This is a genomic window from Ruegeria sp. SATB045 (genome assembly GCF_059613525.1).
Map to the genome: position 1 here is coordinate 39,978 of NZ_JBXWSR010000008.1, position 11,566 is coordinate 51,543.

General features: G+C 57.8%; 9 protein-coding genes. 4 read left to right on the plus strand and 5 right to left on the minus strand.

What is annotated here, in order from left to right:
• Positions 1 to 13: 13 nt before the first annotated feature.
• Positions 14 to 1,957: an AMP-binding protein gene (locus tag AC2FNR_RS01030; RefSeq protein ID WP_480869039.1), complete on the minus strand. Its 1,944-nt coding sequence runs from the start codon at positions 1,955 to 1,957 to the stop codon at positions 14 to 16.
• 353 nt (positions 1,958 to 2,310) lie between these two features.
• On the opposite strand from AC2FNR_RS01030, the gene AC2FNR_RS01035 reads away from it, so the two are divergent.
• Positions 2,311 to 2,721, plus strand: a complete 411-nt coding sequence (locus tag AC2FNR_RS01035) for an ester cyclase (RefSeq protein ID WP_170755567.1) — start codon at positions 2,311 to 2,313, stop codon at positions 2,719 to 2,721.
• Positions 2,722 to 2,815: 94 nt separating this feature from the next.
• Here the strand turns inward: AC2FNR_RS01035 and mutT are convergent, their stop codons facing one another.
• Genes mutT through AC2FNR_RS01050 form a run of 3 tightly spaced genes read right to left on the minus strand, consistent with a single transcriptional unit; the run spans position 2,816 to position 5,291 of the window.
• A complete protein-coding gene (gene mutT / locus AC2FNR_RS01040) occupies positions 2,816 to 3,214 on the minus strand; it encodes an 8-oxo-dGTP diphosphatase MutT (RefSeq protein ID WP_170755464.1) in 399 nt (132 codons plus the stop codon).
• A complete protein-coding gene (argJ, locus tag AC2FNR_RS01045) occupies positions 3,211 to 4,437 on the minus strand; it encodes a bifunctional glutamate N-acetyltransferase/amino-acid acetyltransferase ArgJ (protein WP_170755465.1) in 1,227 nt (408 codons plus the stop codon). The genes mutT and argJ overlap by 4 nt, the downstream gene beginning before the upstream one ends.
• A gap of 5 nt (positions 4,438 to 4,442) precedes the next feature.
• Complete coding sequence (locus tag AC2FNR_RS01050; protein ID WP_496847666.1) at positions 4,443 to 5,291, minus strand: peptidylprolyl isomerase; 849 nt, start codon at positions 5,289 to 5,291, stop codon at positions 4,443 to 4,445.
• A gap of 176 nt (positions 5,292 to 5,467) precedes the next feature.
• On the opposite strand from AC2FNR_RS01050, the gene secA reads away from it, so the two are divergent.
• The 3 genes from secA (at position 5,468) to AC2FNR_RS01065 (ending at position 10,786) form a co-directional block, all read left to right on the plus strand.
• Positions 5,468 to 8,185, plus strand: a complete 2,718-nt coding sequence (secA, locus tag AC2FNR_RS01055) for a preprotein translocase subunit SecA (protein WP_170755467.1) — start codon at positions 5,468 to 5,470, stop codon at positions 8,183 to 8,185.
• 99 nt (positions 8,186 to 8,284) lie between these two features.
• Positions 8,285 to 9,205, plus strand: coding sequence for a hypothetical protein (locus AC2FNR_RS01060; RefSeq protein ID WP_496847667.1), 921 nt, complete (start codon positions 8,285 to 8,287; stop codon positions 9,203 to 9,205).
• A 24-nt stretch (positions 9,206 to 9,229) separates the two neighbouring features.
• Positions 9,230 to 10,786, plus strand: a complete 1,557-nt coding sequence (locus tag AC2FNR_RS01065; protein WP_496847668.1) for a substrate-binding domain-containing protein — start codon at positions 9,230 to 9,232, stop codon at positions 10,784 to 10,786.
• Positions 10,787 to 10,789: 3 nt separating this feature from the next.
• Here AC2FNR_RS01065 and radC read toward each other — a convergent pair whose 3' ends face one another.
• Entirely contained in the window at positions 10,790 to 11,545 is a 756-nt protein-coding gene (radC, locus tag AC2FNR_RS01070) for a RadC family protein (protein ID WP_496847669.1), read from the minus strand.
• Positions 11,546 to 11,566 lie beyond the last annotated feature (21 nt).

Here is an 11,566-nt window from a genome sequence, read left to right on the forward strand (position 1 = left end):
GCTCGAACGGCCCTCATTCCGCCGCAACCTTGTGCGAGGCCGCAGCAACAACCGGCGCGTCGACGATTTCCAGCGTGGCCGAGATCGACCCCTTCCGCCCGTCCTCATAGGTCACTTCAGTCGTAGTCGAAACGCTAGATGAACCGTCATAAAGCGCATCAATGATGTCGTGAAATTTCTCTTCCACAAAACCGCGCCGCACTTTACGAGTCCGGGTCATCTCACCATCATCCGCATCCAGTTCCTTGTGCAGAACCACAAAGCGATGCACCTGGCAGCCCGACAGCATCTCATCTGCCGCAACCGACTTGTTGACCTCTTCCACATGCGACTTGATCGTCTCTAACACGCGGGGATGACTGGTCAGTTCCTGATAGGACCCATAAGCCACATTGTTGCGCTCAGCCCAGTTTCCAACCGCCGTCAGGTCAATATTGATAAAGGCCACGCAACGATCCTTGCCATTACCAAACAGCACGACTTCTAGAATATCGGGATAAAACTTCAGCTTGTTCTCGACATATTTCGGAGCAAACATCGACCCGTCGGCCATTTTGCCCACGTCCTTGGCACGGTCGATGATCCGCAGATGGCCGGACCCTTCCTCGATGAACCCTGCATCACCTGTAGCCACCCAACCCTCGGCATCCTTGGTCGAGGCGGTAGAGTCCGGGTTATTGTAATACTCGACAAACACACCCGGCGAGCGATAGTGAATCTCGCCCTTGTCGTCGATCTTCAACTCGACATCCGGCGCGGGAACACCAACCGTATCCGCGCGCACCTCGCCATCGGGCTGCACAGTGATGAAAACGGTCGCCTCGGTCTGACCATATAGCTGCTTCAGATTGATACCCAGCGAGCGGTAGAAATCAAAAATCTCAGGCCCAATCGCCTCACCCGCCGTATAGCCGACGCGGAACCGGCCATAGCCCAGAGTATCTTTGAGCGGACCGTAAACAAGCATATTGCCCAGCGCGTATTTCACCTTGTCGCCAAACCCAACCGGCTTGCCATCCAGCAACAGACCGCCCACCTTCTTGGCGTGATCCATGAAGTGACGGAACATGCGCTTCTTCAGCTTGCCCGCATCCTCCATCCGGATCATCACGTTGGTCAGCTGCGTCTCAAACACGCGCGGCGGGGCAAAGAAATAGGTCGGGCCTATCTCGCGCAGGTCGGTCATCATTGTGTCGGCGCTTTCAGGGCAGTTCACGCAGAACCCGCACCAATAGGCCTGACCGATCGAGAAGATGAAATCGCCCACCCAAGCCATCGGCAGGTAGGACAGAATATCTTCGTTGCGGGTCAGATGGTCGAACTCGGCCGAGTTCTTGGCGCTTTCGATAACATTGCGGTTCGACAGAACCACACCTTTGGGCTTTCCCGTCGTGCCCGAGGTATAGAGCATCACGCAAGTATCGTCGTAGGTGATCGCCGCGATACGTTTGTCCAGTTCTGCATCGAACCGCGCGTGACCGGCGCTGCCCTCGGCCATGATGTCGTCCAATGCGTTCATTTGGGAGTGGTCGTATTTCCGCATCCCCCGCTTGTCGGTGTAGAGGATATGCTTGACCTGATGCAGCCCCTGCTGAATCTCGATGACCTTGTCGACCTGCTCCTGATCGCCACAGACGACGAACTTCGCACCGCAGTGTTCCAGAACATAGGCCATCTCTTCCGCGACCGAGTCCTGATACAGCGGCACCGGCACCGCCCCCACCATCTGCGCGGCGACCATCGACCAGTAATGCGCCGGGCGGTTGCGGCCTATGACGGCGATATGGTCGCCCTTCTCAACGCCGATCTCCAGAAATCCCAACGCCAGCTTGCGCACCTCGGCGGCGGTTTCAGCCCAGGACCAGCATTGCCAGATCCCGAATTCCTTTTCCCGGTAGGCCGGGGCATCCCCGAACTGCGTCGCATTGCGATGTAACAGCGCCGGAAGAGATACCATCCCCCCCGCGCCCGACTGCATCTGAGCCAATCTTTTTCTCCTCCCCATCCGACCCCTCCCCGGGCCGGAACTGGCGGGTCCGGGTTGGTGCCCGAACGCCAATGCCCCGATTAAGAGACACGAGAACGATCAGCGTCAAGTTTTGCCTGATGTTTTCTCAATTCTTACGAATTGTAACAGAGGTGGAAGGGTGATGGATTGGATGGATCGCCGGAGCACATCAGTCACAATGTCGTCACCACGCCACGATATTTCTGCGCATTTTGATAATGAGCTATTTCAGCGTACCCTGTTTCTTACTGCTTCAGTTGATGGCCAACACGGTTGGCCACAGTTTCGTAGGGGGGAAACACATGTCTATCCAAAAAGCCGCAAGAGAATTCTTTGAGGCCTGCGATACAGGCAAAGGCTGGGACGCCTGCAAAAACTATTGCCATGAGGGCGCGACGTTTTCAGCACAAGCCGACGCATTGGCCGACGTCACTTCCCTGGAAGGTTACGCAGACTGGATGAAAAACCTGCTGACTCCGATCCCGGATGGTCATTATGAGCTCAAATCATTTTCTGTTGATGAAGAGCGTGGAATTGCAAGCATATTTGCCGTGTTCCATGGAACTCATTCCGTGGATGGCCCAGTGCCTGCTACGGGAAAAACTCTGGCCGCGGAATACGTCTATGCCATTGAGTTTGACGGTGACAAAATCAAACACATGACCAAGATATGGAATGATGCGCATTCCTTGAAACAGCTCGGCTGGGCCTAATACTTTCGGAACAGGGGCACAGGTCACAGATCACGCAATTCCGGCCACCGCGTGCTCTCTTTTGGCCACAGGGGGCATGCGCCCTGCCGCGACACTACAACCAATCCCGCAGAATCGGGATCAACGGCACATCCGCTGCGGGCATAGGATAGTTCCGCAGATCATTAGCGCGGACCCATTTCAGCGCCTGACCTTCTTTTGATTGTGGTATCCCCTCCCATTTCCGGCAAGCGAACAGCGGCATCAACAGGTGGAAATCGTCATAGCTGTGGCTGGCAAAGGTCAGCGGTGCGAGGCAGGAGGCCCAGGTGTTGATGCCCAGTTCTTCCTCCAGCTCGCGGATCAGGGCGACCTCGGGGGTTTCGCCGGGTTCGACCTTGCCGCCGGGGAATTCCCACAGACCGGCCATGGACTTCCCCTCCGGGCGCTGCGCCAGCAACACCCGGCCTTCGACGTCGATCAGGGCGACAGCAGACACTAATACAGTCTTCACGAGCGATAATCCGCGTTGATTTCGATATAGCCGTGGGTCAGGTCGCAGGTCCAAACGGTCGATGCGCCCTCACCCAGTCCCAGATCAACCGCGATCACCAGATCCTGACCTTTCATATAGGCGGCCGCGTCTTCCTCCCGGTAATCGGGGCTGACCCAGCCTTTCTCGGCCACCAGAATATCGCCGAAAGAAATACTCAGCAGGTCGCGATCCGCAGCCGCTCCGGATTTGCCAATGGCCATGACCACACGACCCCAGTTCGGGTCTTCGCCCGCAATCGCCGTTTTCACCAGTGGTGAGTTTGCAATCGCCAGCCCATGCACCTTGGCGTCCGCGTCCGAGGCCGCGCCTGTCACACGAATTTCTACGAATTTCGTGGCCCCTTCACCGTCGCGCACCACCTGCTGCGCAAGGTCCAGCATCACCGTTTCAAGCGCCTGCGCAAATGCGGCGTTGCCGGTGGCATCCACGCCCGAGGCCCCGGTGGCGCACAGCAGCAAACCATCCGAGGTCGAGGTATCGCTGTCCACCGTGATGCAGTTAAACGTACGATCCGTCTGCGCGCCCAGCATGGACTGCAGCGCCGATTGTTCGACCTGCGCATCGGTGAAGATATAAACCAGCATCGTCGCCATATCCGGCGCGATCATACCGGAACCCTTGGCAATCCCCGCAATTGAGACCGTTTTACCATCAATCTCGACCTGCGCCGACGCCCCTTTGGGGAAGGTATCGGTGGTCATGATCGCCCGCGCTGCGTCCTCGATCGCGTGACGGCTGAGACCGGCCTTAAGCGTCTCAAGCTGCGATACGATACGATCATGGGGCAGCGGTTCGCCGATCACGCCGGTGGACGATGTAAAGACCCGCTCGACCGTGACGCCGGTGGCTTTGGACACGGCCTGCGTCACTTCGGCCACCGAGGTCTGACCGTAATGCCCGGTGAACGCATTGGCATTGCCCGAGTTCACAAGAATGGCCGCCGGGCCATCGCTGGCCCCACCGATCTTGTCCTGACAATCCAGCACTGGAGCGGCGCGGGTAGCGGATCGCGTAAACACACCCGCTACCGAGGTGCCGGGGTCCAGCACCGCCAGCATCACATCGGTGCGGCCCTGGTAGCGCACGCCAGCCTCAACGGTGGCAAAGCGCACGCCGTCAATCGCGGGCAGGTCGGGAAATGCCGCCGGAGCCAGCGGGGACACTTTGGTAATCGTGGCCACCGGGTTTACTCCTGAATCAGGTCCAGCTGTCGAACGATACCCGGGGTCACGCCCTCGATTTCCGGGCGGTCGATCTGAGCGCTTTGCGTCAGCTCATCAATGCGGGCCTGAATCGCTTCGTTCTGCAAGGTCTGAGACAGTTCGTCCCGCACAGCGGCCAACTCAGGTGCCTCGGTTTTGCGTTTGTCGTTCAGGATGATCACGTGCCAACCGAACTGAGTCTGCACCGGATCAGAAACTTGTTCTTTGTCCAATCCTACGACGGCTGTCTCGAATTCCGGAACCATCCGCCCTTTTCCGAACCAACCCAGCTCGCCCCCATTCGGGCCAGAGGGACCGGTCGATTTTTCTTTGGCGATTTCCGCGAAATCCGCACCGTCATCCAGTTGCGACTTGATCTCGTTGGCTTCTTCTTCGGTTTCGACAAGTATATGGCTGGCGTTGAACTCATCTTCACCTTCGAACTCGGCGAACCGCGCGTCGTAGGCGGACTGAATCGCCTCGTCGGTGACCAGATCGCCGATCAAAGCGTTCACAGTCTGAACGGCCAGCAACGAGCGGGTTTCATTCGCCAGCGCCAATGCGTTCAGCTTGGTCAGCTCGTCCTGTTGCTGACCCAATAGCTGCTGCTGGATCAACTGTTCGATGATGAAGTCATACAAGACGTCGTCTTCAATCTGCTGATAATTCGCCGGAAGGGTCGCAACAGTGGCGATAACGTGACCCAAAGTGATCTCATCTCCGTTCACGCGAGCGACCACGGTGCTGGCGTCAGGCTTGGTTTCGGCGGCCAGCGGCAGGGCCAGCACGGCAGTCAGAGCCAGCGATGGCAGAAAAGTGAGGCCTTTGGGCATGGAATCATCCTATTTCTTTGCCACGACGGGGCGCAGCGTTGACACTGTGGAACCTGCCGCTTACATCGCTTTGAAGCCTTGGACAGGGCCGCCTTTCACCCCCCGTATCTATGGGTTGCGCGCAAGGTGGGCAAGCCTGTCGCAACCAAGACAAGAACAGATCCGCTGGAGTGAACATGCTGGGACTCGGAACGCTCGCCAAAAAGGTGTTCGGAACACCGAACGACCGCAAGATCAAGGCGACCCGCCCCCTGATCGAAAAGATCAACGCACTGGAGCCCGAGTTCGAAAAGCTCACCGATGAAGGTCTGATCGAAAAGACCGCCGAACTGCGCAAACGCGCGCTGGACGGTGAAAGCCTGGACGATTTGCTGCCCGAGGCCTTTGCCAATGTGCGCGAGGGCGCGAAGCGCGCGCTGGGTCTGCGGGCGTTTGACGTGCAGTTGATGGGCGGCACCTTCCTGCATCAAGGCAATATCTCGGAAATGAAGACGGGTGAGGGCAAAACCCTGGTCGCCACTTTCCCAGCCTATCTGAACGCACTGACCGGCAAGGGCGTGCATGTGGTCACGGTGAACGAATACCTGGCCAAGCGCGACTCGGAATGGATGGGCAAGGTGTTCGCCGCGGTTGGCATGACAACCGGCGTGATCTGGTCGGGGCAACCTGACGCCGATAAAAAAGCCGCTTATGGGTGCGATATCACCTATGCCACCAACAATGAGTTGGGCTTTGACTATCTGCGCGACAACATGAAATCGGACCTTGCCGAGATCTACCAGAAATACCACAACTTCGCGATTGTGGACGAAGTCGACTCGATCCTGATCGACGAAGCGCGGACACCGCTGATTATCTCAGGGCCGTCGCAGGACCGATCTGATCTGTATACCGCGATTGACGCGCTGATCCCTTCGCTGGCCGATGATCATTTCACGCTGGACGAAAAATCGCGAAACGTGACCTTCACCGATGAGGGCAATGAGTTTCTGGAACAGCAACTGATCGCCAACGGGCTGATCCCCGAAGGCCATTCGCTTTATGATCCCGAAAGCACGACCGTGGTGCACCATGTGAACCAGGGACTGCGCGCGCATAAGCTGTTTCAGCGCGACAAGGATTATATTGTTCGTGACAATAACGTGGTCCTGATCGACGAGTTTACCGGCCGTATGATGGCGGGCCGCCGCCTGTCCGAGGGTTTGCATCAGGCCATCGAAGCCAAGGAAGGCGTTCCGATCCAGCCCGAGAACGTGACGCTGGCCAGCGTGACCTTCCAGAACTATTTCCGCCTGTATGACAAGCTTGGCGGCATGACCGGCACCGCCCTGACCGAGGCCGAAGAATTCCAAGAAATCTATGGTCTGGGCGTGGTCGAAGTGCCGACCAACAAGCCGATTGCCCGCGTGGATGAAGATGATCAGGTCTATCGCACCGCGATGGAAAAATACGGCGCCATGATCGAGCAGACGAAAGAGGCGCAGGAGAAGGGGCAACCAGTTCTTCTGGGCACTACCTCGATCGAGAAATCCGAACTTCTCAGCCAGATGCTGCAGAAAGAAGGCATCGAACATAACGTTCTGAACGCCCGCCAGCATGAACAAGAGGCGCAGATCGTCGCCGATGCGGGCCGTCTGGGTGCAGTGACCATCGCCACCAACATGGCCGGTCGCGGAACCGACATCCAGTTGGGCGGGAATGTCGAGATGAAGGTTTTGCAGGCCCTGGCCGAAAACCCCGAGGCCGACCCGGCCGAACTGCGTGCAGCCGAAGAGGCGCGCCACGCTGAGGAAAAAGAAAAGGTACTGGCCGCCGGTGGCCTTTACGTGATGGCGTCCGAACGCCACGAAAGCCGCCGCATCGACAACCAGCTGCGCGGCCGGTCGGGCCGTCAGGGCGATCCGGGCCGTACCGTGTTCTACCTAAGCCTCGAAGACGACCTGATGCGCATCTTTGGCTCGGAACGGCTGGACAAGGTGTTGACCACTCTGGGCATGAAAGAGGGTGAGGCCATCGTCCACCCCTGGGTCAACAAATCGCTGGAGCGCGCGCAATCCAAGGTCGAAGGTCGCAACTTTGACATGCGCAAGAACGTCCTGAAGTTTGACGACGTGATGAACGACCAACGGAAAGTGGTGTTCAGCCAACGACGCGAGATCATGTCTGCGGATGACCTCTCCGAGATCGTCTCGGACATGCGCGAACAGGTAATCGACGACCTGATCGACGAATACATGCCGCCCAAAACCTATGCCGATCAGTGGGACACCGACGGTCTGCATGAGGCGATCAAGGACAAGCTGACCATCGACGCGCCGGTTCAGGACTGGGCCGCCGAGGAAGGCGTGGACGACGAACAGGTGCGCGAGCGTCTGGTCAATGCCGCCGATGAGATGATGGCGCAAAAGGCCGCCGCCTTTGGCCCCGAAAACATGCGCAACATCGAAAAGCAGGTTCTGCTGAACACCATCGACGGCAAATGGCGCGAGCACCTGCTGACACTGGAACATCTGCGCTCGGTCGTTGGGTTCCGAGGCTATGCCCAGCGTGATCCGCTGAACGAATACAAGAACGAGAGCTTCCAGCTGTTCGAAAGCATGTTGGACAGTCTTCGCGAAACCGTGACGCAACAATTGTCACGCGTGCGCCCGCTGACCGAAGAAGAGCAGCGCGAGATGCTGGCTCAGATGCAGGCGCAACAGGCGCAGGCTCAGCAAGCTGTCGACCAAGCAACCGAACAGGCCGAAGCAGTGGCCGAGGCCGAAGCCTCAGGCGATCCGCTCCCCGGGTTTGATGAAAACGATCCCAACACATGGGGTAACCCATCGCGCAATGACCGCTGCCCCTGCGGATCGGGCAAAAAGTTCAAACACTGCCACGGCAGACTGACCTGATTTAACCGGGTTCAGTCACAATGAGTCCGCGCCACGGCCACATATTGGCCGTGTTTCGGCTTAAACATCCGACTCGCTCCTTCAACTGGGGAGGGTGTTTTGTTTGTAATCAAGAACTACGTGACCACCGGGGGAACAGTCGCATGCGCCCTCGCCATTGGTTACTTAATGCAGAATGGAACACCTGCGCAGCCGCAAGGCACGCAGGTCGCAGCAAACTCGGCCTCGTATCAGAGTGTCGGGATAACCTGGCTTGAGCATATCGTTCTGACCTCCTCGGCTCCTTCCGGTAATGGCGCCAGCGAACCGCACTCTCAACGACACGTGGTCACGACCGCGCAATCGATCGCGGACAACAGCGATTGTGCCATCAGCGCACGCGCAGTTGCCGTTCCCGGTGCCGCCGCACATCTAAGCGTCATTGCCCCCTGCCACAGCAATTCGCGCATCGATGTCCACCACAGGGGTCTGACTGTCACCCAGAAGACTGATAAGAACGGCAAGGCAGACCTAACTGTTCCAGCCTTGTCGGAATACGCGATCTTTCTGATCTCGACAGAGGATCAACAAGGAACGGTTGCCACGACTCATATTCCAGAAATCGCGCATTACAACCGGGTCGCCCTACAATGGACCGGGCAGACCGATCTTCAGATTCATGCTCTGGAATTCGGTGCCAGCTATGGCGGCAAGGGGCATGTCTCAGCCGATCCTGAAACCCAGGGAATCGGCAAAGTCGTACATCTGGGACACACCGGGATAGGCGATGCCAAAAACATTCAGGTGTATTCCTACCCGGCTGGCCAGTCCGCCCAATCCGGTTCGATTGCCCTGTCCGTCGAGGCCGAAGTGACCGCCGAGAATTGCGGTCAGGAACTGGCCCTGCAATCGCTGGAGTTACGCGGCGACCGTCGTCTGCGGTCACGCGATTTGTCGCTGACTCTGCCTGATTGCGGCCAGTCTGGCGAGTTTCTGGTGTTGAATAATCTGCTCGAAGACCTGACAATCGCGGCCAAATAAAACGCAGGCAGGCTCGGGCTTTTGATGACTTTCTATCGTGTGGCGGTGGCCGCACTGTTTTCGGCGATATATACCCTGAATGCATCGGCGCAGGATATCTCTCTTACCTCACATGACGGCAAGGTCGAGGTCGTGGGTAACCTGTTGGGATTTGACGGTGAATTCTATCGCGTGGATACGCAGTTCGGAGAGCTGACCGTAGACGGCTCAGGCGTCACATGTGCCGGGCCTGCCTGCCCCAGCCTCACGGATTTCGTCGCCGAGCTGCGCTTTTCCGGTGCATCGGTCATGGCGGAAAAAATCTTGCCCGAATTGATCATCGGCTTTGCCCGACAAGAAGGGTTGTCGGCGGCGCCTATTCGGGAATCCTCAGGCCGATTTTACTATGAGTTGAAAACAACTGATCGTGAGGCACCGCTTGGTCGGTTTTACTTTGACCCTGGTACTACAGCCCGCGGGTTTTCGGATTTCATTGAAAATGAAACCGACATCGTGATGGCCCTGCGTGAGATCACTTCCCAGGAACAAGAGGCCGTGCAGGACGCCGGACTGGGGGACCTTCAGCATAGTCGGCGTGCGCGGGTCATTGCATTAGACGCACTGGTGCCGATCGTGGCCACCGACAATCCTGTGGGACAGATATCCTTGGGGCAGCTGGTTCAGGTTCTGTCCGGCCAGATCGACAACTGGGTCGCACTCGGTGGTCCCGATGCGCCAATTTCCGTTCATATGCCCGAGGTTGGCTCAGGTTTGACTCAAGGTGTTGAAAAACAGCTTTTGCAACCCGCAGACGTTACGCTTGCCGACACGGTTATCCGACACAAACGCAGCACTGCAATGGCGCGGGCTGTTGCCAAAGATCCGTTTGCAATCGGGATCGCCAGCCAGGCCGAGGCCGGTGCGGCCCGCGCGTTGGCCCTGACCGGTGGCTGTGGTCATCCGCTGGCAGCCACGCGCCAATCTATCAAAACCGAGGATTACCCTCTGACCGCGCCGATGTTTCTGTATCTGCCCAATCGTCGGTTGCCGCGAGTTGGACGACAGTTTCTGGCCTATATCCAAGGCGCCGAAGCTCAGGATGTGATCCGGAATGCCGGTTTCGTAGATCAATCGCCCGAGTTGCTGCCTCTTAGCGCGCAGGGTGATCGGTTGGCAAACGCCGTGGCATCTGGCGCCTCAGAAGTCGGTCTGGACGAATTGCAACGGATGGTCGAAACATTACGGCCGCGATCCCGTTTGTCCTTGTCGTTTCGGTTCGAGGCAGGCTCCTCCCGACCGGACGCGCAATCCAGATCGAACCTGCTCCATCTGGCCCAGCTTTTGGAATCCGGCAAGTTTGATGGACGAACACTGACCTTTGTCGGATTCAGTGACGGAGACGGCGCCGCCACCGCAAACGCCCGGATTGCCGAACTGAGGGCGAAAACCGTCCGAAACGCGGTGCTCGATGCGGTTGAAACCAAAATCGCAGACAGCGTGACGCTTGAAGTTGATGGCTTTGGCGAGGCGATGCCCATGGCCTGTGACGACACTGAATGGGGTCGCAAAATCAATCGCCGGGTCGAAGTGTGGGTCGAGTAACCTTTACAAGTAACCTTCCGAACGAAAACTCAGTTCGTTTGATTTTTCGATGATCAGATGGTCATGCAGAGTCAGGCCAAGCGCCAGACATACATCCTGAATCCGGTTGGTCATGTCGATATCCGACTGCGAGGGCGTCGGATCGCCCGACGGATGGTTATGCACCAGAATGAGCGCCGAGGCGTTCAGTTCCAACGCCCGTTTCGCTACCTCGCGCGGATAAACAGGCACATGATCAACTGTGCCCTTGGCTTGTTCCTCATCCGCAATCAGGACGTTTTTACGATCCAGATAGAACACCCGGAACTGCTCGGTCTCACGGTGGGCCATTGTGGTGTGACAATAGTCCAGCAACGCATCCCAGCCCGAGATCACGTGCCGTTGCATCACCCGCGCGCGGGCCATGCGATGGGCGCAAGCCTCAAGGATTTTCAGATCAGTGATGACTGTATCACCTACACCCTTGATCTGACGCAGCCGTTCTTCGGGCGCGGTCAGCACGCGGTTGAAATCCCCAAACGTATCCATCAGCGCCCGCGCCAGAGGTTTCACGTCCTGCCTGGGGATGGACCGGAACAGCACCAGCTCCAACAACTCATAATCCGGCATTGCGTCGGACCCACCCGACATGAACCTTTCGCGCAGCCGCTTGCGATGGTCTTTTATATAGGAGGGCAATCGACCACTTGGCAGCGGCTGCGCGGACGCTTCGTCCGTTTCAAACAGCATCGGGGCTTCGGCAAAGGCGTTCTTGGTCATGTACCAACCCTGACGCCGAAT

Coding starts and splice junctions, on each gene's coding strand:
- AC2FNR_RS01030 (WP_480869039.1), bottom strand. CDS start 1,957: ATGGTATCTCTTCCGGCGCTGTTACATCGCAATGCGACGCAGTTCGGG.
- AC2FNR_RS01035 (WP_170755567.1), top strand. CDS start 2,311: ATGTCTATCCAAAAAGCCGCAAGAGAATTCTTTGAGGCCTGCGATACA.
- AC2FNR_RS01050 (WP_496847666.1), bottom strand. CDS start 5,291: ATGCCCAAAGGCCTCACTTTTCTGCCATCGCTGGCTCTGACTGCCGTG.
- secA (WP_170755467.1), top strand. CDS start 5,468: ATGCTGGGACTCGGAACGCTCGCCAAAAAGGTGTTCGGAACACCGAAC.
- AC2FNR_RS01065 (WP_496847668.1), top strand. CDS start 9,230: ATGACTTTCTATCGTGTGGCGGTGGCCGCACTGTTTTCGGCGATATAT.
- radC (WP_496847669.1), bottom strand. CDS start 11,545: ATGACCAAGAACGCCTTTGCCGAAGCCCCGATGCTGTTTGAAACGGAC.